At 73.8% G+C, this 20,323-nt stretch carries 19 protein-coding genes, 1 tRNA gene and 1 pseudogene; 16 read left to right on the top strand and 5 right to left on the bottom strand.

Annotated features, from left to right (window positions below; genetic code table 11):
• Positions 1 to 59 precede the first annotated feature (59 nt).
• From ligD to ABT295_RS02155, 6 genes are all read left to right on the top strand, one after another.
• Positions 60 to 1,031 (top strand): non-homologous end-joining DNA ligase, encoded by a 972-nt coding sequence (gene ligD, locus ABT295_RS02180; protein ID WP_352392779.1) that lies wholly within the window; start codon positions 60 to 62, stop codon positions 1,029 to 1,031.
• 77 nt (positions 1,032 to 1,108) lie between these two features.
• Positions 1,109 to 1,591, top strand: a complete 483-nt coding sequence (locus ABT295_RS02175) for a glutathione peroxidase (RefSeq protein ID WP_345507667.1) — start codon at positions 1,109 to 1,111, stop codon at positions 1,589 to 1,591.
• Between the two features lie 16 nt (positions 1,592 to 1,607).
• On the top strand, positions 1,608 to 2,651 hold the full coding sequence (locus ABT295_RS02170; RefSeq protein ID WP_352392778.1) for a chorismate-binding protein: 1,044 nt from the start codon (positions 1,608 to 1,610) through the stop codon (positions 2,649 to 2,651).
• Between the two features lie 55 nt (positions 2,652 to 2,706).
• Positions 2,707 to 3,552 carry an aminotransferase class IV gene (locus ABT295_RS02165; protein WP_352392777.1) on the top strand — a complete coding sequence of 282 codons (846 nt, stop codon included), beginning with the start codon at positions 2,707 to 2,709 and terminating at the stop codon, positions 3,550 to 3,552.
• Positions 3,549 to 4,004 carry a TIGR02611 family protein gene (locus tag ABT295_RS02160; RefSeq protein WP_352392776.1) on the top strand — a complete coding sequence of 152 codons (456 nt, stop codon included), beginning with the start codon at positions 3,549 to 3,551 and terminating at the stop codon, positions 4,002 to 4,004. The genes ABT295_RS02165 and ABT295_RS02160 overlap by 4 nt, the downstream gene beginning before the upstream one ends.
• 135 nt (positions 4,005 to 4,139) lie before the next feature.
• Positions 4,140 to 4,216, top strand: a tRNA-Val gene (locus ABT295_RS02155).
• 49 nt (positions 4,217 to 4,265) lie between these two features.
• Here the strand turns inward: ABT295_RS02155 and ABT295_RS02150 are convergent.
• A complete protein-coding gene (locus ABT295_RS02150) occupies positions 4,266 to 5,291 on the bottom strand; it encodes an MBL fold metallo-hydrolase (protein WP_352392775.1) in 1,026 nt (341 codons plus the stop codon).
• A gap of 86 nt (positions 5,292 to 5,377) precedes the next feature.
• Between ABT295_RS02150 and ABT295_RS02145 the strand changes: the two genes are divergently transcribed.
• Together ABT295_RS02145 and ABT295_RS02140 are read left to right on the top strand one after the other, a co-directional pair.
• Positions 5,378 to 6,205, top strand: a complete 828-nt coding sequence (locus ABT295_RS02145) for a LysR family transcriptional regulator (protein WP_352392774.1) — start codon at positions 5,378 to 5,380, stop codon at positions 6,203 to 6,205.
• Positions 6,202 to 7,098, top strand: coding sequence for a serine hydrolase (locus ABT295_RS02140; protein ID WP_352392773.1), 897 nt, complete (start codon positions 6,202 to 6,204; stop codon positions 7,096 to 7,098). Before ABT295_RS02145 ends, ABT295_RS02140 begins: the two co-directional genes overlap by 4 nt.
• A 24-nt stretch (positions 7,099 to 7,122) precedes the next feature.
• On the opposite strand, the gene ABT295_RS02135 is transcribed toward ABT295_RS02140, so the two are convergent.
• Positions 7,123 to 7,536: a BLUF domain-containing protein gene (locus ABT295_RS02135; protein WP_352392772.1), complete on the bottom strand. Its 414-nt coding sequence runs from the start codon at positions 7,534 to 7,536 to the stop codon at positions 7,123 to 7,125.
• Positions 7,537 to 7,693: 157 nt separating this feature from the next.
• Here ABT295_RS02135 and ABT295_RS02130 point away from each other — a divergent pair, with 157 nt between their 5' ends.
• From ABT295_RS02130 to ABT295_RS02115, 4 genes are all read left to right on the top strand, one after another.
• Positions 7,694 to 8,308: a flavodoxin family protein gene (locus tag ABT295_RS02130; protein ID WP_352392771.1), complete on the top strand. Its 615-nt coding sequence runs from the start codon at positions 7,694 to 7,696 to the stop codon at positions 8,306 to 8,308.
• 143 nt (positions 8,309 to 8,451) lie between these two features.
• Entirely contained in the window at positions 8,452 to 9,879 is a 1,428-nt protein-coding gene (locus ABT295_RS02125; protein ID WP_352392770.1) for a phosphoribosyltransferase family protein, read from the top strand.
• A gap of 9 nt (positions 9,880 to 9,888) precedes the next feature.
• On the top strand, positions 9,889 to 10,236 hold the full coding sequence (locus ABT295_RS02120) for a hypothetical protein (protein ID WP_352392769.1): 348 nt from the start codon (positions 9,889 to 9,891) through the stop codon (positions 10,234 to 10,236).
• Positions 10,233 to 10,760 carry a flavin reductase family protein gene (locus ABT295_RS02115; protein ID WP_352392768.1) on the top strand — a complete coding sequence of 176 codons (528 nt, stop codon included), beginning with the start codon at positions 10,233 to 10,235 and terminating at the stop codon, positions 10,758 to 10,760. Before ABT295_RS02120 ends, ABT295_RS02115 begins: the two co-directional genes overlap by 4 nt.
• A 22-nt stretch (positions 10,761 to 10,782) precedes the next feature.
• On the opposite strand, the gene ABT295_RS02110 is transcribed toward ABT295_RS02115, so the two are convergent.
• Positions 10,783 to 12,729, bottom strand: coding sequence for an acyl-CoA dehydrogenase family protein (locus ABT295_RS02110; RefSeq protein ID WP_352392767.1), 1,947 nt, complete (start codon positions 12,727 to 12,729; stop codon positions 10,783 to 10,785).
• Positions 12,730 to 12,750: 21 nt separating this feature from the next.
• A complete protein-coding gene (locus ABT295_RS02105) occupies positions 12,751 to 13,473 on the bottom strand; it encodes a TetR/AcrR family transcriptional regulator (RefSeq protein ID WP_352392766.1) in 723 nt (240 codons plus the stop codon).
• A 108-nt stretch (positions 13,474 to 13,581) separates the two neighbouring features.
• Here ABT295_RS02105 and ABT295_RS02100 point away from each other — a divergent pair, with 108 nt between their 5' ends.
• The 3 genes and pseudogenes from ABT295_RS02100 to ABT295_RS02090 all read left to right on the top strand — a co-directional run bounded on the left by ABT295_RS02100 (position 13,582) and on the right by ABT295_RS02090 (position 17,090).
• Positions 13,582 to 14,877 (top strand): acetyl-CoA C-acetyltransferase, encoded by a 1,296-nt coding sequence (locus ABT295_RS02100; protein ID WP_352392765.1) that lies wholly within the window; start codon positions 13,582 to 13,584, stop codon positions 14,875 to 14,877.
• 2 nt (positions 14,878 to 14,879) lie between these two features.
• Positions 14,880 to 16,225 (top strand): annotated as a pseudogene (locus ABT295_RS02095) (3-oxoacyl-ACP reductase).
• A gap of 7 nt (positions 16,226 to 16,232) precedes the next feature.
• Entirely contained in the window at positions 16,233 to 17,090 is an 858-nt protein-coding gene (locus ABT295_RS02090) for a MaoC family dehydratase (protein ID WP_352392763.1), read from the top strand.
• A gap of 24 nt (positions 17,091 to 17,114) precedes the next feature.
• Here the strand turns inward: ABT295_RS02090 and ABT295_RS02085 are convergent, their stop codons facing one another.
• On the bottom strand, positions 17,115 to 18,116 hold the full coding sequence (locus tag ABT295_RS02085; protein WP_352392762.1) for a GNAT family N-acetyltransferase: 1,002 nt from the start codon (positions 18,114 to 18,116) through the stop codon (positions 17,115 to 17,117).
• 190 nt (positions 18,117 to 18,306) lie between these two features.
• On the opposite strand from ABT295_RS02085, the gene thrS reads away from it, so the two are divergent.
• A complete protein-coding gene (gene thrS / locus ABT295_RS02080) occupies positions 18,307 to 20,292 on the top strand; it encodes a threonine--tRNA ligase (RefSeq protein ID WP_352392761.1) in 1,986 nt (661 codons plus the stop codon).
• Positions 20,293 to 20,323 lie beyond the last annotated feature (31 nt).

Genomic DNA, 20,323 nt, shown 5'->3' with positions numbered 1-20,323 from the left:
AAGGGCCCGTCGACGTGTCGACGGGCCCTTCGCCGTGCGGGGGTCCGTAGGCTGGGGCCATGGCCCCGTCGAGCAAGGCACCCGCCGTCGAGATCGAGGTCGGCGACCACACGGTCCGGCTCTCGAGCCCCGACCGCGTCTACTTCTCCGAGCGGGGCGAGACCAAGCGCGACCTCGTCGACTACTACCTCTCGGTCGGGCCGGGCATCGTGAACGCGCTCCGCGAGCGGCCGTGCATGCTGCACCGCTTCCCCAAGGGCGTCGACGGGCCCAAGGTGCACCAGAAGCGCCTGCCGGCCGGCGCCCCGCCGTGGGTCGATACGGTGCGCCTGCACTTCCCGCGCTACGGCCTGCACGCGGACGAGCTCTGCGTGACGCGGCTCGCCGACGTCATCTGGGCCGTGCAGATGTCCACCGTCGAGTTCCACCCGTGGAACAGCCGGCGCGCCGACACCGAGCGACCGGACGAGTGGCGGATCGACCTCGACCCGATGCCCGAGTGCGACTTCGCGACGGTGCGCCGGGCCGCCGCGACGACGCACGAGATCCTCGACGAGCTCGGGGCCGTCGGCTGGCCCAAGACCTCCGGCGGCTCGGGCCTGCACGTCTACGTCCGGATCGCCCCCGAGTGGGGCTTCACCGACGTGCGGCGTGGGGCGCTCGCCTTCGCCCGCGAGGTGGAGCGCCGGCTGCCCGACGAGGTGACGACGACGTGGTGGCGCAAGGACCGCTCGCCGAAGGACCTCTTCGTCGACTACAACCAGAACGCCCGCGACCACACCATCGCGGCGGCCTACAGCGTGCGCGGCAACCCGCGCGGCACCGTGTCCGCGCCGCTCGCCTGGGACGAGGTGGCCGACGCCGAGCCGCAGGACTTCACGATCGCCACGATGCCCGAGCGCTACGCCCGCCTCGGCGACCTGCACGCCGGCATGGACGACGCCGTGTTCGACTTCACCACCCTGCTCGAGTGGGCCGACCGCGACGAGCGCGACGGTCGCGACGTGCCGCCCGAGCCCGAGAGCGCCTGACCCGCCCCCGACCGCACGACCCATCCGGCGGGCCCCGCCCTCCGAACCACCTGTCCCACCCCACGCAAGGAGACCCCGTGACCGTCCTGCACGACTTCAAGGCCACCTCGATCGACGGCAAGGAGGTGTCGCTGGAGGAGTACGCCGGTGACGTCGTCCTCGTCGTCAACACGGCCAGCCAGTGCGGCTACACGCCGCAGCTCGGTGGCCTCGAGGAGATCTACGAGTCCTACCGCGCCCAGGGCCTGACGGTGCTCGGCTTCCCGTGCAACCAGTTCGGCGGCCAGGACCCGGGCAGCGACGAGGAGATCGGCGCCTTCTGCCAGAAGAACTACGGCGTCACCTTCCCGATGTTCTCGAAGGTCGACGTCAACGGCCCCGAGGAGCACCCGCTCTACACCTGGCTCAAGTCCGAGAAGGGCGGCCTGCTCGGCAAGAAGATCAAGTGGAACTTCACGAAGTTCCTCGTCGCGCGCGACGGCACCGTCCTCGGCCGCTACGCGCCGACGAAGGCCCCCGCCGACCTCACCGCCGACATCGAGAAGGCCCTCGCCGGCTAGGCCCTACGATCTGCGGGTGGACCACGCCCGCTTCGCCGACCGGGTCGCCCGGCGGGTGCTCGACGTGCGGCACGGCGACGAGGCCCTCGAGGCGATCTCGACCGAGGGCTTCTGGGCCGTCGTCGCGACGTTCGAGGGCGCCGTGACGGCGGTGCGCTTCGGTGACGTGACACCGCGCCCGGATGCCGGGTCGACCGTCCTCGGGTCGGGTGGCGTCCCGTGGCGGCCGCTGGACCGCGCGTGGCACTCGTCGCTGGACCGGACGGCATACGTCGGCGCGGTGGAGGAGGTGCGCGAGCGCATCGCGGCGGGCACCGTCTACCAGGTGAACGTCTGCCGGGTGCTGAGCCACGAGGTGTCTGCAGACGCCGACCTGGACGGGCTGGACTCCCTTCTGCGGCAGGGCAACCCGGCTCCCCACGCCGCGCGCATCCGCTGCGAGTCGGCGGGCCTCGACGTGGTGGGCGCGTCGCCGGAGCTCTTTCTCTCCCGCCGCGGTCGGCGGCTCGTGACGCGGCCGATCAAGGGCACCGCACACACCCCAGACGCGATGCTGCCGAAGGACTACGCCGAGAACGTCATGATCGTCGACCTCATGCGCAACGACCTCTCGCTCGTCTGCGAGCCGGGCACCGTCACGGTCGAGGCCCTGTGCGAGGTCGAGGAGCACCCGGGTCTCGTTCACCTCGTGTCGACGGTGAGCGGACGGCTCGGCGCGGGGACGGGGTGGCGCGACGTCTTCGCCGCGACGTTCCCGCCGGGGTCGGTCTCGGGCGCGCCCAAGTCGAGCGCCCTGACCGCGATCGCCGACCTCGAGACAGCGGCGCGCGGGCCCTACTGCGGCGCCGTCGGCTGGGTCGACGCGGACGCGGAGGAGGCCGAGCTCGCCGTGGGCATCCGCACCTTCTGGGCCGAGCGCGACTCGGCCGGCCGCCGCTGGCTGCGCTTCGGCACCGGCGCCGGCATCACGTGGCAGTCCGACCCGGCAGGGGAGTGGGCCGAGACCGAGCTCAAGGCCGCCCGGCTCATCGGCCTCGCCGCCGGCACTGTGACACCATGAGAACCACCCGTCGGGCGCCCAGCGGGCGCCTGCCGCGCCCACCAAGGAAGGGACCATGAGCACCACCACGCGCGTCTGGGTCGACGGTGAGGTCGTCGACCCGACCGGCCCCTCCGTCTCGGCCCTCGACCACGCGGTCACGGTCGGCGACGGCGTCTTCGAGACGGCCAAGGTCGTCGACGGTCAGCCGTTCGCCCTGACCCGCCACCACCGCCGGCTCGAGCGGTCCGCCGCCGGCCTCGGGCTGCCGTCGCCCGACCTCGCCCTCATCGAGAAGGGCATCGCGGCGGTGCTCGACGGGGAGCCCCTCGAGTTCGGTCGGCTCCGCTACAGCGTGACGGGCGGCGTCGGCCCGCTCGGCTCCGACCGGGACGACGCGGACCTCACCACGATCGTGCTCGCCGCCCCGCAGCCGCGGCCGCCGGTCTCCGGCGCCCTCGCGGTGGTGCCGTGGACGCGCAACGAGCGCTCGGCGGTCGCCGGGCTCAAGACGACGTCGTACGCGGAGAACGTCGTGGCCCTGGCCCGGGCCAAGGAGTCGGGCGCCGTCGAGGCCGTCTTCGCGAACACCCGCGGCGAGCTGTGCGAGTGCACGGGGAGCAACGTCTTCGTCGTCGTCGACGGCGTGGTGCTGACGCCGCCCACCGACTCGGGCCTGCTCCCGGGCATCACGCGCGAGCTCGTGCTCGAGTGGGGCCGGGCAGCCGGTATCGAGCTGCGCGAGGAGCCGCTGCCGCTCGAGGTGCTCGGGACGGCCGACGAGGTCTTCATCACGAGCTCGACGAAGGACGTGCTGCCGATCCACGCGGTCGACGGGCGCACCCTGCCGCCGGAGCACCCCGTGACCGACGAGCTGCTCCGCATCTTCCGCCGCAACGCCGAGCGGGACGCCGACCCGTGACACCCGGTGACGAGGTCGACTACTCCGACCGCAACCAGACCCTCGACGCCGACGAGGACCGCTGGGCCTGGCGCGCGCGCCTCCGCCAGAACCGCGCCACCCACCTCGTGTGGCGCATCGCCGTCGGCGTCGTCGGCGGCGTCGTCACCGTGGCCGGCCTCGTCATGGTGCCCGCGCCCGGCCCGGGCTGGCTCGTCGTCTTCTTCGGGCTGCTCATCCTCGCCAGCGAGTTCGAGTTCGCCCAGCGCTGGCTCGACTTCGCGAAGCGGCACGTGAGCCGCTGGAACGACTGGATCATGGACCAGGCGCTCTGGGTGCGGGGCGTCGTCGCCCTCGGCACCCTGCTCGTCGTGTGGGTCGTCGTCTGGGGCTACCTCGCGTGGATGGGCATCCCGCAGTTCGTGCCGGAGTGGGCCGAGCGCCTGCTCGACCAGGTGCCCGGCATCGACTGAGCGACCCGGGCGGAGGCTCGGGTCGGGCTCGGGTCGGGCTGCGGGCGGGGCTGTCGGAGGGGCGATTTCCACCCGCGTGCCACGACCGGCTATTGTTTCCCAGCGTCACCCCGACACGTCGGTGCAGGGGTGCCCGGACGTGTAGCTCAGCTGGTTAGAGCGCTCGCTTCACACGCGAGAGGTCAGGGGTTCGAGTCCCTTCACGTCCACCAGCACATCGCAGGACCGAGCCGACGCGCGGCGCGCCGGCCGCCACGCGCGTCAGAGCAGGCTCAACGGCGTGAGGTAGGCCGGCTGCACCACCCGGCTCCGGGGTGAGACGCGCCTGATCTGCGCGGTGATCTCCCGCATCCGGGTGCGGGTGCGGTCGTCGGTGGCAGGCGGGTTGTGCAGGGGGCTCTCGAACTCGTCCCAGTGCACGAGCACCACGGTCCGGGGCCGGTCCAGCGCCCGGAGCAGGCGGCCGACGTAGTCGGCGGTCACGTCGTTGCTCGGCACCGGCAGCGCCACCGTGTCGACGTCCAGGCCGCGCAGCTCGTGGTCGTCGTAGTCGCTGGCGCCGAGCAGCAGCACGCCGCCGCGCCTGCCGGGGCGCCGGAGCACGAAGCCCAGGGTGTCGCCCTCGGGCAGGTCCGTGATCGTCTCCGGCGGAGGGGGCAGCTGCGTCCTGACCCCGGGGAAGAGCAGGCCACCGCTCTCGCTGCGACTGTGCCGCGCGCTGACGACGCGCACGACCAGGTCGCCGACCACGAGCTCCTCGCTGCCCTTGACGACGGCGAGCCGGCGGGACGGCAGCCCCATCGACTGCCCGAGGTGGTAGCCGGTGAGGGTCGTGTAGACCATCGCGCCCCGGGTGGCGGCGATGTGCGGGACGTCGGCGAAGTGGTCCCAGTGGGTGTGCGTCACGAGGACGGCGTCGACCGCCGCCCCCGGACGCCCCGGGACGCCGAGCGCGGCGTCGACCGCCGTCGTGTCGACGAGGAGACGGGTCTCGGGGTCCAGCCGGCCGGCACCCAGCCCGGTCTCGAAGCGGCTGAGGTACGGGTCGACGAGGACCGTGGTCGTGGGCGTGGTGACGCGCCAGCCCGCGGTGCCGAGCCACTCGAACCGGGCGAAGCCGTGGTGCCTCGGACGGCCGGCTGAGACCGGGGCGGCGGCAGCCGTGCCGGCCGGTACCGCGGCACCGACGGCGCCGGTGAGGGCCACCCCACCGGCGCCGGTCAGCACCGCCCGGCGGCGTGGGCGAGGGCCCGTCGGAGTGGTCGAGGTCATCTCGTGCTGGTCCATGGCCACGAGCGTCGCCGTGGCGACCGCGAGTGTCAAAGACTCTGAGGAACCCCTCTCGATAGGGCTTCGATATGGTGAGGCACACCATGGACCTGACCCGTCACCTCCGCTTCTTCACCGCGGTCGCCGACACCCGGCACTTCGGGGACGCGGCGCGTGAGCTCGGCATGACCCAGCCGCCGCTGTCCCAAGGGATCCGACGGCTCGAGGAGCGCCTCGGGGTCCGCCTCTTCGACCGGGACCCGCGGGGAGTGCGCATCACGGCAGCGGGGCAGCTCCTCCTGCCCGCAGCCCGCGAGCTGCTCCGCCTCGAGGCGGACTTCCTCGACCTGGCCACCGATCTCGTGGTGCCGATCCAGGTGCGTCTCGGGGTGGCCGGCGATCTGGACGAGCGGATCGACGACGTCGTGGGGGCGCTGGCGGCTCGGGGGCACGCGGTGGCGCCCACCGTCGCGGGCAGCGTGGAGCTCGTCGACCTGCTCCGCGACGGACTGCTGGACCTCGCCGTCGTGCGCCATCCCGGGGTGATCGACGGACTCACCGCAGGTCCCGTGCTCGTCCTGCCCACCCGGCTCGAGTCCCGGGTTCAGCACCCTGCGACGACGTTCGGTGACCTCCCGGTGGCGGTGCCCCCACGACACCACCAGCCACCGGCCCACGACCAGCTCGTCGACGCGCTGCGCCGGGCGGGGCACGACGGCCGGGTCGTGGAGGCCGCCGACGGTGGCCAGCGCCGCGCCCTCACCGCGGCGGGCGTCACGACGCGACTGACTCCGGTCCAGGCGGGAACCTCTGGCGGACAGGGACTTCCGCCCCTGCGCCTGCGGATCGTCATGCCGCACGACGCCCACCGGCGCCCGGAGATCGAGCACGCAGTCGTCGCCGACGAGCTCGGGCAGGCGCTGACACCGTGACCAGCAGACGAACCGACCACGCCGACGCGCTGGCCGGGATCGCCCGAGATGCCGGCGTGATCGCCTGTGTGCACGCCGCGCGGCTCACCGGCCCGCCCGGAGACGTCGGTCTGGCCGAGCACGAGACCGTGGCGATCGCCTCGGTCTACAAGCTGCCCCTCGCCCTGGTCTGGGCGGACCGCGTCGAGCGCGGAGACCTCGACCCGACGAGCCCGGTGCGCCTTCACGCGCTCGACCGCGTTCCCGGCCCGACGGGGACCGCCATGCTCCTCGACGACGTGACGATGAGCCAGCGCGACGTCGTGCGCCTCATGCTGGCCGTCTCCGACAACGCGGCCGGTGACGCCGTCCTCGCCCTGCTCGGGGTCGACCGCGTGCACCGCGACCTCGAGCGGCTCGGGCTCCCGGCCGCGTCCGTCCGTCAGGGGTCCGCGGAGGAGACCCGCGCGGTGATGCGCGAGACCGGCGCGTCGAGCTGGGCCGGGTCGCAGCAGGCCCTCGCCGACCCGGATCGTGCGGTGGGCACCTCCCAGTACGACCCGGCATACGCCAGCGCCGCCTCGGCGGCCGAGCTGACGCGCGTCGTGCAGCTGCTCTGGGCGCGGACCGGGCCCGCCCACGACCTCGTCCGTGACGCGATGGCCCACCAGGCATGGCGGCACCGGATCGGGTCGGGCTTCCCCCACGACGACGTGCTGGTCCTCGGCAAGACGGGGTCCCTCGGTCGACTGCGCCACGAGGTGTCCGTCGTGCAGTTCCCGCACGAGCACCCCGTCGCGGTCACCGTGCTCACCCGTGCCGTGCGTCCCGAGCGGCACCAGCCGCGGGTCGACGCCGCGATCGGCGAGCTCGCCCGGTCGGCGGTCACGCCGCTGCGACTGCCCGCTGCGTGACGGCCGTCCGTCCGCGGGCGACGGTCAGGGCGCGAACGCGCGGAAGGCCCGGTGGAAGGCCTCGGCCCGGCTGCCGCCCTCGCGACGCGGCTCGCCGTGGCCGTCGAGGTAGTCGCTGAAGCCGGGCACGTCGCCCCTCTCCTGGGGAGTGAGCTCGCGGAAGCCCATCGACCAGTCGGGGAAGAAGCGCTCGTCGACGTGCTCGCGCAACGCGATGGAGACCGAGCGGTGCCGGCGGTCGCGCGAGATCCGCTCGAAGGTCGCCTCGACGGCCTCGTCGGGGCCCTCGAGCGTCTGCACGAAGCTGCCGTCGGCGTAGAGCAGCAGACCGGTCAGGCCGAGGTCGGTGTTGCGGTCCCGCGACCTCGCCAGCAGCTCGTGCAGGTCGTCCTCGTCGAGCGGTGTCGTCGACGTGCTGAAGTAGGTGAGGGATAGCACCCTGGTCCTCCCGATCCGGCCACCACGGGCCGTCCCCGGGCGGTGCCGCCGTCGGGCGCCGCGTCTTGATGCCCGGGCGCCATCCTAGGGGCCACGGCACGGGTCGAGGCGCCGGTTGGGTACGACACCCGCGACCGCACCGCACCGGAAGGCCGACATGACACTCACCGCACTCGCCCTCAACTGCACGCTCAGCCCGTCGCCGGCCGAGTCCAGCACCGAGCTGCTGGCCCAGCAGCTGCTGGACGCCCTCGCCACGCACCACGTGTCCGGGTCCATGGTGCGGGTCGTCGACCACGACGTGCGCCCCGGCGTCGAGCTCGACATGGGCGACGGGGACGAGTGGCCCGGCATCCGGGAGCAGGTGCTGGCCGCCGACATCCTCGTCCTCGCGACTCCCACGTGGATGGGCCAGCACAGCAGCGTCTGTCAGCGGGTGCTGGAGCGCCTCGACGCCGAGCTGTCCGAGAAGGACGAGTCCGGGCGGCCGCTCACCTACGGCAAGGTCGCCGCCGTCGCCGTCGTCGGCAACGAGGACGGCGCCCACCACATCAGTGCCGTCGCCTTCCAGAGCCTCAACGACGTCGGCTTCACGATCCCGGCGGGCGGCGTCACCTACTGGAACGGCGAGGCCATGAGCGGCACCGACTACAAGGACCTGACCTCCACGCCCGAGTCCGTGGCGGGCACGACCGCGACGCTGGCGGCCAACGCGGCTCACCTGGCCCGGCTGCTCGCCGACTCCACCTACCCGCCGTCGACGACCGACTGAGGACGTCCTGCCCGACCCGGGACCAAGGCCCCTGCCGACACTGCCGTCGGTTCGCCACGATGCGGGGAGACGCCGGACGGCGCACTCCGACCTCACGTCCGGCGTCCGTGTCGGTGTCGGTGTCGGTGTCGAGGGAGGCAGTCATGGCGCTGTTCGAGGACCGGGTCGACGCAGGGCGGGCGCTGGCCCGCGAGCTGGGCGTCCGTGGGGGCGCGGGGGCTCGGGGTGGCGGCGGAGCACGCGGCGGCGCGGACGTCGTCGTCCTCGGCCTGCCCCGCGGTGGGGTCCCCGTGGCCGCGGTGGTGGCGGCGGCGTTGCACGCCCCCCTCGACGTCCTCGTCGTGCGCAAGCTGGGGGTGCCGGCCCAGCCGGAGCTCGCCATGGGCGCCATCGGCGAGGGGGGCACGAGGGTGCTCGACCCGACGGTCGTGGCCCGGGCACGCGTCACCGCGAAGGAGCTCGCGACGGTCGAGCGACGCGAGCGCGAGGTGCTCGCGACACGGCTGGAGCGCCTGCGGCGCGGCCGTGCCCCGCTCGAGCTCGGGGGTCGGGTGGCGCTCGTCGTCGACGACGGCATCGCGACGGGCTCCACGGCGCGGGTGGCATGCCGTGTCGCGCGTCGTCTCGGCGCAGCCCGGGTCGTGCTCGCCGTGCCCGTCGCGCCCGCCCGGCTCGCCGCCGCCGTGCCCGAGGCGGATGCCGTCGTGTGCGTGGCGACGCCCACGCCGTTCCGCTCGGTGGGGGAGCACTACGCGGACTTCTCACCGACGACCGACGACGAGGTCGTCGCGCTCCTCGACGAGGCGGCGAAGCGAGTGAGGACGACAGCCCCGCAACCCCCGGTCGACGAGGAGGTCGTCGTGCCCGCCGGTGGCGTGCTGCTCGCGGCGCACCTGCGGGTGCCCGCCGAGGCGGCCGGTGTCGTCGTCTTCGCGCACGGCAGCGGCAGCAGCCGGCACAGCCCGCGCAACGGGTTCGTCGCGGACGTGCTGGACGCGGCGGGGCTCGGCACCCTCCTCGTCGACCTGCTGACGGCCGACGAGGAGGCCGATCGCACCAACGTCTTCGACATCCCGCTGCTCGCCTCGCGCCTGCAGGACGTGACGCGTTGGCTCGAGGCCCACCCGCGGACCCGCTCCGCCCCGATCGGGTGGTTCGGGGCGAGCACCGGGGCGGGGGCAGCGCTCCACGCAGCCGCCGAGCCCGGATGCCGGGTGGCCGCGATCGTCTCCCGCGGCGGACGCCCCGACCTCGCCGGACCGCGACTGGCCGACGTGCGCGCCCCCACGCTGCTCGTCGTCGGAGGCGCGGACCACGTGGTGCTCCGGCTCAACCGTCATGCGCTGACCCGGCTGCGGGGGTGCCGCGCCGAGCTGGCGGTGGTCCCCGGCGCGACGCACCTGTTCGAGGAGACCGGTGCCCTCGGTGCCGTGGCCACCCTCGCCCGCGACTGGTTCGTCACCCACCTCGGGCGCACGAGCGCGGATCCCGACGCCGGGTCCCGGCCGATGGCGACGGTGTCGACGGTGTCGACAGCGGGTGGGGGCCCGCCCGTCCGTGGCACGCACTAGCGTGGGGCCATGGACGCGACGGTCACCAGCCTGCTCATCTACGCCGAGTCCGGCGGCCCCGGTCAGGACCTCGACGACGTCGAGATCACCGCCACGGGGCCAGAGGGCAACCGGTCGAAGAAGCACGCCGTGCACCTCGTCTCGGCCACGGAGTACGTCGACTCCCACCCGCGCGCCAACATCGTGCTCGACATCGACCCGGAGCGGCTGGCGTCGTTGGTGGGCAACGTGATCCGCGTGGGCGAGGCGACGCTCACGGTGACCCGGGAGCCGCAGCAGTGCGCGGGCGTCTACGCCGACGTCGTCGAGCCCGGCCATGTCGCGGTCGGGGACGCCCTGCTCGTCGCCGACGCATGACGATCCACAGCGAGCACCCCTTCGGGACCCCCGACGACGACCGCGACCCGCTGCGCCGCCTGCGCGGTCGCCTCGGCACGACCGTCTCCCTGTGGACGTCGGGGGAGGGCGTCGAGCGCACGGGGCTCACGGTCTCGTCCTACCTCGTCTCCGCCGGGGACCCGGGGCGCGTCGTCGGGCTGCTGCACGCCGACTCCGACCTGCTCGAGCGGCTGGACGAGACGGGGACGGCGGTCGTCGCCCTCCTCGGCTGGCGTCAGCGCGAGCTCGCCGACGTCTTCGCCGGCGTCATGCCCGCGCCGGGTGGCCCCTTCCGGCTCGGCACGTGGGAGCAGACGGCGTGGGGCCCGCGCCTCTCGAGCGCACCGACCTGGCTCGGGGTGCGTCTCGACCCTGCGGCCACGCACGAGGTCGGCTGGTCGGTGCTCGTCGAGGCCGTCGTCGAGCACGTGGCCGTCGGGCCCGACGAGAGCCCGCTCGTGCACCGGCGGGGCCGCTACCAGCGCCCGAGCGACGCGGACTGACCGGCGGCGGCACCGACGCCCGTCAGGCGGTGCCGGACATCTCGGTCGTCAGCAGCCCGTCGGGGATGCCGAAACCGTCGACGAGCGTCGTGGCGTGCGGGCGCAGCTCGGCGCAGACGTCGTTGACGAGGGCCGTCAGGGCCTTGGTGCGCGCGGGGCTCAGCCGGTCGTGCTCGAGGTACCACGCCTTGTGCGCCTCGATGGTCGAGAGCAGGTGCAGGTCGCACACCCGGTCGAGCAGTGCGCGCGCAGCGGGGTCCGCGCACGACTCGACCGACGCCGCGAACGACTCGGCCACCAGCCGCTCGACGTGCGCGGTCCCGGCGTCGACGAGGTGGTCCTGCGTCGCGTTGACGATCCCGTAGGCGTCGGCGCCGGGGGCGGTGGCCGCCCGGAGCCGGCGCGCGAGTCCGTCGAGCAGGTGCGTCTCGCGCTCGCGCAGCAGTCGCAGCTGGGTGCTGCGCGCGCCGAGGGTGACGTCCTCGTCGCGCCCGGGGGCCGCGTCGAGCAACCGCTGGGCGATGCCGCGCGCGGCTGTCCGCTCGACGACGGTGCCGGCCGCCTGTCGCGCTCCGAAGCGCACCGTGCCGAGGGTGTCGAGGTCACCGAACGTCGCCGTGTAGTCGGCGAGCAGGGACTTGGCGACGAGCTGCAGCAGCACCGTGTTGTCGCCCTCGAACGTCGTGAAGATGTCGGTGTCGGCCTTCAGGGCCGCGAGCCGGTTGGCCCAGAGGTAGCCGGCGCCGCCGCACAGCTCGCGACAGGCCTGGATCGTGTCGGTCGCGTGCCGCGTCGTCAGCACCTTGATGCCGGCCGCACGCGTCTCGAGCCGGCGCTGGTCCTGCTCGCTCCCGGCCCGTCCCGCCAGCACGTCGTCCATCGCGGAGACGAGCGCGTGCTGGGCGACCTGCAGGGCGTATGCCGTCGCGATCCTCGGCAGGAGGCGGCGCTGGTACGTGCGGTAGTCGAGGACGGTCGTCTCGTGGTCGGCGCCGGGGGCGGCGAACTGACGGCGCGACCCGGCATACGTCGTGGTGACCGCGAGGGCCGAACGTGCCGCAGCCCCGGCGCCGCCCGCGACGGAGATGCGTCCGCGCACGAGCGTCCCGAGCATGGTGAAGAAGCGCCGCCCGGGGTTCTCGATCGGGCTCTCGTAGGATCCGTCGTCGGTGATGTCGCCGTGCCGGCCGAGCAGGTTGGTGCGTGGCACGCGCACGTGCTCGAACGCGAGCCGGCCGTTGTCGACGCCGTCGAGCCCCTGCTTGGGGCCACAGTCCTCGATCGTCACCCCGTGCGCCGCCGCGCCGTCGTCGTCGCGGATCGGGACGAGCACGCAGTGCACGCCACGGGACTCGCCGTCGACCACGAGCTGGGCGAAGACGGCTGCCACCCGGCCGTCCTGGGCGGCGTTGCCGATGTAGTCCTTGCGGGCCGAGGCGTCGGGCGTGTGCACGACGAGCTCGTCGGTGCTGCCGTCGTAGGTGGCGGTCGTCCGCAGGCTCTGCACGTCGCTGCCGTGACCCGTCTCGGTCATGGCGAAGCAGCCCTGCAGCTCGCCGGACACGATGCGAGGGACGAGGTGGTCGTGCCGGCTCGTGCCGAGGAGGGAGACCGCGCCACCGAAGAGCCCCCACTGCACACCGGCCTTGACGAAGAGGGACAGGTCCGTGTGCCCGAGCATCTCGAAGGCGGCCACGGCGTCGCCGTAGCGCCCCGTTCCACCCTGTCGCTCCGGGAATCCTGCTGCGGCATAGGGCTGTTCGGCAACGCGGGCGAGGAGGTGGGTCACCCGAGCGCGGTGCTCGGCGACGGGAAGGCGCTCGGGGGCGGCACCGAAGGCGTCGGCGTCCAGCGCGCGGACGTGGTCGCGCACCTCGCCGAACGGGCCGTCGAGGTGACGCCGCAGCGCCGCCGCGAGGTCGTCGCGGTGCTCCGCCGTGGGAGTGGGCCGGCTTGCAGGAGTGGTCATCTCGGTCCCTTCGGAGAGGATTCAGGAGGCAGGGGTGGACTCGTCGGCGGCGAGCACCGGTGCGAGTCCGTGCCAGGCGAGGTCGGTGAGCGCGTCGACGACCTCCGCGCGCGGCGCGCGATCGGCCTCGGGCGTGGCGAGCCAGTCGTCGGCGACCGCACGTACCGAGCCGACGAGGGCGATCGCCCAGGTGCGCGCGCGCTCCGACGAGGTCGCGGGGGACGTGAGGGCGGGCAGCAGCAGGCCCGTCAGCTGGTCGGTGACCCGCTCGACGGTGCCACCCACGGGGTCGTCGGCGAGGGGGAGGTCGACGAGGGGACGGTTGACGACGAAGCGGTAGACCTCAGTGTCGCTCTCGACGAGCGCGAGGTAGGCGTCGACGGTCGACGCGACGAGCGCGCGCGGTTCCGGCGTGGCACCGGGCTCGCCGCCCGGGCGTGGGGCTGCGCCGGGCCCCGGCGCCGTGGCGAGGGCGGCGCCCACGTGGCCGACGACCCGCCCGTCGATGCGGGCCGCGACGGCCCGGTAGAGGCCCGCCTTGTCGTCGAAGTGCCGGTAGACGACCGTCTTCGACGTGCCCGCCTCGGCCGCGATGTCGTCCATCCCGACCCCGGCCCCGTGGCGACGGATGGCCCGGATGGTGGCGTCGACGATGGCGGCCCGGCGCTCGGCGCGATGACGCTCCCAGCGGGCGTCCCGCCCGTCACGCCGCTCGCGGTCAGGCTCCGGTGGCGTGTCCCTCATGCAGCGAAAGTAACAGGTACGCGCTGTATCGACTACTGACGGTTTCGGTTATCTTGGTCGCACGCCCGGGCGCGACCGGGCGTGCACCCCGCAGACCAGGAGACCATCATGGCGCCCCAGTCCACCCCGCCCACGCCTCGGCGCGTGGCGGTCCTCGGCGGCAACCGCATCCCCTTCGCCCGGTCGAACGGGCCGTACGCGAAGGTCTCGAACCAGGACATGCTCACGGCCGCCGTCGACGGGCTCGTGGCCCGTCACGGGTTGGCGGGCGAACGGCTGGGCGAGGTCGTCGCCGGCGCGGTGCTCAAGCACAGCCGCGACTTCAACCTCACCCGCGAGACGGTGCTCGGCACGCGCCTGCACCCCGCCACGCCCGCCTACGACGTGCAGCAGGCCTGCGGCACCGGGCTCGAGGCGGCCGTCCTCGTGGCCAACAAGATCGCGCTCGGCCAGATCGACGTCGGCGTCGCCGGAGGGGTCGACAGCGCGAGCGACGCCCCCGTCGCGGTGAGCGAGGGCCTGCGCCAGACGCTGCTCGCGGCCAACCGCGCGCGGTCGGTGGGGGAGCGCGTCAAGGCGCTGGCCGGGCTGCGCCCCGGTCACCTCGTGCCCTCCGTGCCGGAGAACGTCGAGCCCCGCACCGGGCTGTCCATGGGCGAGCACATGGCGCTGACGACGGCGCAGTGGGGGATCACCCGGGCGGCCCAGGACGAGCTCGCGGCGGCGAGCCACCGCAACCTGGCGGCCGCCTACGACCGGGGCTTCTTCGACGACCTCGTGACGCCCTACCTCGGCGTCTCCCGCGACACGAACCTGCGACCCGACTCGAGCGTCGAGAAGCTCGCCGGCCTGCGCCCCGTCTTCGGTTCGGGGGAGGGCGCCACGATGACCGCGGGCAACTCGACGCCCCTGACCGACGGCGCCTCGGCCGTGCTCCTCGCGAGCGAGGAGTGGGCCACGGCGCACCGCCTCACGCCGCTCGCGTGGTTCGTCGACGCCGAGACCGCGGCCGTCGACTACGTGCACGGCGACGAAGGGCTGCTCATGGCGCCGGCGTATGCCGTGCCGCGCCTCCTCGCGCGCCACGGCCTGACGCTGCAGGACTTCGACTTCTACGAACTGCACGAGGCCTTCGCGGCCACGGTGCTGGCGACCCTCCAGGCGTGGGAGGACCCGGACTTCTGCCGCGAACGGCTCGGCCTCGACGCCCCCCTCGGCCCGATCGACCGGACCCGCCTCAACGTCAACGGGTCGTCCCTCGCCGCCGGCCACCCCTTCGCCGCCACGGGCGGGCGGATCGTCGCCACGCTCGCGAAGCAGCTCGCCGAGGCCGGCGGCGGGCGGGGTCTCGTGTCGATCTGCGCCGCCGGCGGCCAGGGCGTCGTCGCGATCCTGGAGGCGTGAGCATGACCGACCTCTTCGCCACCATCGTCGGCTCGCCGGTCGCGAAGCGCGTCGGCGTCCCGCAGCCCACCCGGCTGCGCCGCCACGTGCCCGGTGCGCCCCTGTGCGATGGGCCCGTGCTCGTGGCCGGCGGCGGCCGGTTCGCCGAGGGCCTCACCACCTGGCTCGACGGCCTCGGTATCCCCACCGTCTCGAGCGCCGACGACCAGACCCGACGGGCACGACGGTCGGCGCGGTCGTGCTCGACCTCAGCGCGGCCACCGACCCGGCCGAGCTCGACCAGCTGCGCGTGCTCGGCGCGCCCGCCGTCAAGGCCCTGGCGCGCAACGGTCGCGTCGTGCTCGTCGGCACCGACCCGACGACCCTGACCGACGTGGCCGCGTGCGCCACCCAGCGCGCGCTCGAGGGCGTCGTGCGGTCGCTGGGCAAGGAGCTGCGCCACGGGGCCACCGCGAACCTCGTCCTCGCCCGGGGCGACGCGCACGAGGGTGTGCGGTCGGCGGTCGAGTTCCTCCTCTCCGGTCGCTCCGCCTACGTCGACGGCCAGGTCGTCCGGGTCGGCACCCCGACGAGTGCCGACTCCGACATCGACACCCATGTCGACCCGCTGCGCCCGCTCGCCGGCAAGGTGGCCGTCGTCACGGGTGCCGCCCGCGGCATCGGCGCCGAGATCGCCCGCGTGCTCGCCCGTGACGGCGCGACCGTCGTCGCCGTCGACGTGCCACCCGCGGGCGACGCGCTCGCGGCCGTGGCCAACGAGGTGAAGGGCACCGCCCTGCAGGTCGACGTGACGGCCGACGGTGCCGGCCGCCGGATCGTCGAGCACGCGAGGTCGCGGCACGGGTCGCTCGACATCGTCGTGCACAACGCCGGCATCACCCGCGACAGGCTCTTCGTCAACATGGACGAGGACCGCTGGAGCGCCGTGGTCGACGTCAACCTGCGCTCGATCCTGCGGATGAACGAGACGATCCTCGGGGAGGAGGGCATCAGCGACGGCGGCCGGATCGTGTGCGTCGCGTCCATCGCCGGCATCGCCGGCAACCGCGGGCAGACGAACTACGGCGCGAGCAAGGCCGGTGTCATCGGCCTCGTCACGGCGCTCTCCGAGCAGGTGGCCGACCGGGGCGTCACCGTCAACGCCGTGGCGCCCGGGTTCGTCGAGACCGAGATGACGGCGCGGATCCCGTTCACCACGAGGGAGATCGGGCGACGGATGAACTCCCTGCAGCAGGGAGGACAGCCGCGCGACGTCGCCGAGACGATCGCCTGGTTCGCCCAGCCCGGCGCGGCCGGGGTGACCGGGCAGGTCGTGCGCGTCTGCGGCCAGAGCCTGCTGGGGGCGTGAGGGTGGGATGACGCGCGAGATCACGCTCGACGGCCCGCCCGACCTGCGACGCGTCTACGCGTCGGCGGTGCGCCGCCGCGGGGCTGCGGGCGACACCCTGCCCGACGTGCGCTGCTCGCGCACCGGCGTCCGGGTCGACGTGGACGAGCTCGTCGCCTATGCCCGGGTGTGCCGGTTCGACGTCGGGGGAGACCTGCCGGTCACCTACCCGCACCTGCTCGCGTTCCCGCTGCAGCTGACGGTGATGGCCGGCGAGGGCTTCCCCCTGCCGCTCCTCGGGGCCGTCCACGTGGAGAACCGGATCGAGGTCGTGCGGCCCGTCGGCACCGACGAGGTGCTCGACGTCACGGTGCGGGCGCAGGACCTGCGTCCCCACCGTCGGGGCCGGCAGGTCGACCTCGTCTCGGAGGTCGCCGTGGCGGGCGAGGTCGTCTGGCGCGGCGTGAGCACCTACCTCGCGCGCGGCGCGGAGCACCCGGACGCGCCGGCATCCGACCCTCCGGACCTCGGGGCGCTCGCGGGCGTGGCGGGCGGGCCGACGTGGCGCCTCGGTGCGGGCACGGGACGGGCGTATGCCGCGGTGTCGGGCGACTGGAACCCGATCCACGTGCACGCCCTGACCGCCCGCCCGCTCGGCTTACCGTCGGCCATCGCCCACGGGATGTACACCTACGCGCGGGTGCTGGCCTCGCTCGGCCCGAGGCTGCCGCTGCACGGCCTGACGAGCCGGGTCTGGTTCCGCAGGCCGGTGCGCCTCCCGTCGACGGTCACGCTGCGTTCCGCGGTCGAGCCGCACCGCACCCTGTCGGTGCTGCGGAGCGCGGCCGGCGACGTGGAGCACGCCGTCGTCGAGAACACCTGGTGAGCCACCCGCCACCCGCCCAGGCGGTCAGGGCGCCGGCGGCACCGACGGCACCGGCGGCACCGACGGCGTGGGCGCCGGCGCAGCGGCTGCGTCGACCGTCCGCGCGAGCCGGTGCACGCCGCTGCGCACGACGTAGCCGAGCCGTCGGTTGACCTCACGGATGCCCTCGTTGTGCTCGGCGTTGCTCGCGCGGCTCGACCTCGCGCCCACGCCGCGGGCGACCAGGTGCGCCCGCGCCTTGACGAGTGCCATCAGCCCCCGCCCGCGGAAGGCGGGGTCGACGCCGCTGTAGGCGATCGAGAGCGTGCCCGCCTCGACGCCGCCGAAGGTGATCGCGACCGGCACGCCGTCGACCCGGGCGAGCACGCCGACCGGGGTCTCGCCCTCGGCCACGAGCGCCCGCAGCTTCGCGAGGTCGAAGACCCAACCCTGCTCGGCCTCGGGGTTCGTCTGGCTCGCCAGGAGCATGCGCTCGACGGCCTCCGGGTCGTCGACGACGAGGTCGGGCACCTCGTGCAGCGTGACGCCCGGCGGGGGCTCGGGCTGCGACAGGTCGGTGAGCCCGAGCACCGACTCGATGGCGTGCTCCACCTCCTCGAACCCCCAGTGCCGGGCCACCGCGAGCGAGCGCGGGTCGTCGTCGAAGACACCACCCACGAGGTCGGTCGTGCCCGGCGGGAGCCGGTCGAGCAGCTCCGCCCGGAGCGCCCGCCCGACGCCCCGGCGCTCCTGGGCGCGCGCGACGGTGATGCGCAGGAAGGCGCGCCCCGGTGGCGCGTAGCGCGGGTGCGCCGTGAACCCCACACCGAGCATCCGGCCGTCGGGGTCGACGGCCTCCAGTGCGACGAGGCCGTCGTAGAGGTGCGGGGAGGTGAAGAGCCACGCGAAGTCCGTGCGGCTCGCGTGCACCTGCCGCTCGCACACGAGGTCGAGGGCCGCGTCCTGCCGCGCGGCCGCCAGGGCCCTGATCCGCACCGAGGTCGTCCCGGGCGACGCCGGGGCGCCGGTGCCGTCCGGTCCCGTCACGCCCGTGCCTCCGTTCCGGTCCCCCGGTGCAGGGCCGCGCGGTCCGCCGCCCGGCCCCAGTATGCGCCGACCGCCAAACCGTGTCGCTGGGCGACTCGGGGCCTCGATACGCTTGCTCGTGCCGCTCCCCGCGGCAGAGCCAGCCCGACCCACCGTTCCGGCGGGTCCCCACGAATGAGGAGCACCAACCGTGTCTGCACAGATCACCGTCACCGTCGCCGGAAGCGAGCGATCGGTCGCGGAGCAGACGACGGCGGGTGAGCTCTTCGAGGGTGACCGTGCCGTCGTCGTCGCGCGCGTCAACGGCCAGCTGCGCGACCTCTTCCACGTGCTCGCCGAGGGCGACGTCGTCGAGCCCGTCACGGTCGACAGCGAGGACGGCCTCGCCGTGCTGCGCCACTCGACCGCGCACGTGCTGGCCCAGGCGGTGCAGTCGCTCCACGCCGACGCCAAGCTCGGCATCGGCCCGCCCATCCGCGACGGGTTCTACTACGACTTCGACGTCGAGACCCCGTTCAACCCCGATGACCTCAAGGCCCTCGAGAAGGCCATGCAGAAGATCATCAACGAGGGTCAGACCTTCGAGCGCCGCGTCGTCACCGACGCCGACGCGCTCGAGGAGCTCAAGGACGAGCCGTACAAGTGCGAGCTCGTCGGCCTCAAGGGCGGCAACGCGGACGAGGCCGCCGAGGGCGCGGGCGTCGAGGTCGGCGCGGGCGAGCTGACGATCTACGACAACATCCGCCGCGACGGCACCCGCGCCTGGGGCGACCTGTGCCGGGGCCCGCACATCCCGAGCACCAAGCTCATCGGCAACGCCTTCAAGCTGATGCGCTCCGCCGCCGCGTACTGGCGCGGTTCGGAGAAGAACCCGCAGCTCCAGCGCGTCTACGGCACCGCCTGGCCGACGAAGGACGAGCTCAAGGCCTACCTCGACCGCCTCGCCGAGGCCGAGCGCCGCGACCACCGCAAGCTCGGCGCCGAGCTCGACCTGTTCAGCTTCCCCGACGAGCTCGGCTCCGGCCTGCCGGTGTTCCACCCCAAGGGCGGCGTCATCAAGCGCGAGATGGAGGACTACGTCCGCCGCCGGCACATCGAGGAGGGCTTCGACTACGTCGGCACCCCGCACATCACCAAGGACGGGCTCTTCCACACGTCCGGGCACCTGCCGTACTACGCCGACACGATGTTCCCGCCGATGGAGCTCGAGGGCGCGAAGTACCAGCTCAAGGCGATGAACTGCCCGATGCACAACCTCATCTTCGCCTCGCGCGGCCGGTCCTACCGCGAGCTGCCGCTGCGCTTCTTCGAGTTCGGCTCGGTCTACCGCTACGAGAAGTCCGGCGTCGTGCACGGCCTGACCCGCGTGCGGGGCATGACGCAGGACGACTCGCACAGCTACGTCACCCCGGAGCAGGCTCCCGCCGAGATCCAGCACCTGCTCGACTTCGTGCTGAGCCTGCTGCGCGACTTCGGCCTCGACGACTTCTACCTCGAGCTGTCGACCCGTGACGAGGAGGGCGACAAGAAGGACAAGTTCATCGGCTCCGACGAGCAGTGGGCCGTCGCGACGAAGGTCCTCGAGGACGTCGCGACCGCGTCCGGGCTCGAGCTCGTGCCCGACCCGGGCGGCGCCGCGTTCTACGGCCCGAAGATCTCGGTGCAGGCCCGCGACGCGATCGGCCGCACCTGGCAGATGTCGACGATCCAGTACGACTTCAACCAGCCCGAGCGCTTCGGCCTCGAGTTCCAGGCCGCCGACGGCTCGCGCCAGCAGCCCGTCATGATCCACTCGGCGAAGTTCGGCTCCATCGAGCGGTTCCTCGGCGTGCTCGTCGAGCACTATGCGGGCGCGTTCCCCGTGTGGCTGTCCCCGGTGCAGGCGCTCGGCGTGCCGGTCGCGGAGGACTACGCCGACTACCTCGCCGAGGTGCTGAACCGGCTGAAGCGCAAGGGAGTCCGTGTCGAGCTCGACGCGAGCGACGACCGCTTCCCGAAGAAGATCCGCAACGCGAGCAAGTCGAAGGTGCCCTTCACGCTCATCGCGGGCGAGGAGGACCGCGCGGCCGGCGCCGTCTCGTTCCGCTACCGCGACGGCTCGCAGAAGAACGGGGTGCCCGTCGACGACGCGATCGCCGAGATCCTCGCGGCCATCGAGAGCCGCGCGCAGGTCTGAGGTCCCCAGGCCACCGAGCACGGATGCCGGG

The organism is Terrabacter sp. NPDC000476 (assembly GCF_040300125.1).
In the GTDB taxonomy this organism is placed as follows: Bacteria; Actinomycetota; Actinomycetes; order Actinomycetales; family Dermatophilaceae; genus Terrabacter.
The sequence above is the reverse complement of the archived record's forward strand: the minus strand, read 5'-3'. Positions and strand labels throughout refer to the sequence as shown.

What these genes read in the sequence shown, in the direction of transcription:
- ABT295_RS02115 (WP_352392768.1), top strand. Translation starts at nt 10,233, where the DNA reads ATGACGATCCACAGCGAGCACCCCTTCGGGACCCCCGACGACGACCGC.
- ABT295_RS02105 (WP_352392766.1), bottom strand. Translation starts at nt 13,473, where the DNA reads ATGAGGGACACGCCACCGGAGCCTGACCGCGAGCGGCGTGACGGGCGG.
- ligD (WP_352392779.1), top strand. Translation starts at nt 60, where the DNA reads ATGGCCCCGTCGAGCAAGGCACCCGCCGTCGAGATCGAGGTCGGCGAC.
- ABT295_RS02145 (WP_352392774.1), top strand. Translation starts at nt 5,378, where the DNA reads ATGGACCTGACCCGTCACCTCCGCTTCTTCACCGCGGTCGCCGACACC.
- ABT295_RS02100 (WP_352392765.1), top strand. Translation starts at nt 13,582, where the DNA reads ATGGCGCCCCAGTCCACCCCGCCCACGCCTCGGCGCGTGGCGGTCCTC.
- ABT295_RS02150 (WP_352392775.1), bottom strand. Translation starts at nt 5,291, where the DNA reads ATGGACCAGCACGAGATGACCTCGACCACTCCGACGGGCCCTCGCCCA.
- ABT295_RS02125 (WP_352392770.1), top strand. Translation starts at nt 8,452, where the DNA reads ATGGCGCTGTTCGAGGACCGGGTCGACGCAGGGCGGGCGCTGGCCCGC.
- ABT295_RS02130 (WP_352392771.1), top strand. Translation starts at nt 7,694, where the DNA reads ATGACACTCACCGCACTCGCCCTCAACTGCACGCTCAGCCCGTCGCCG.
- ABT295_RS02090 (WP_352392763.1), top strand. Translation starts at nt 16,233, where the DNA reads ATGACGCGCGAGATCACGCTCGACGGCCCGCCCGACCTGCGACGCGTC.
- ABT295_RS02165 (WP_352392777.1), top strand. Translation starts at nt 2,707, where the DNA reads ATGAGCACCACCACGCGCGTCTGGGTCGACGGTGAGGTCGTCGACCCG.
- ABT295_RS02110 (WP_352392767.1), bottom strand. Translation starts at nt 12,729, where the DNA reads ATGACCACTCCTGCAAGCCGGCCCACTCCCACGGCGGAGCACCGCGAC.
- ABT295_RS02120 (WP_352392769.1), top strand. Translation starts at nt 9,889, where the DNA reads ATGGACGCGACGGTCACCAGCCTGCTCATCTACGCCGAGTCCGGCGGC.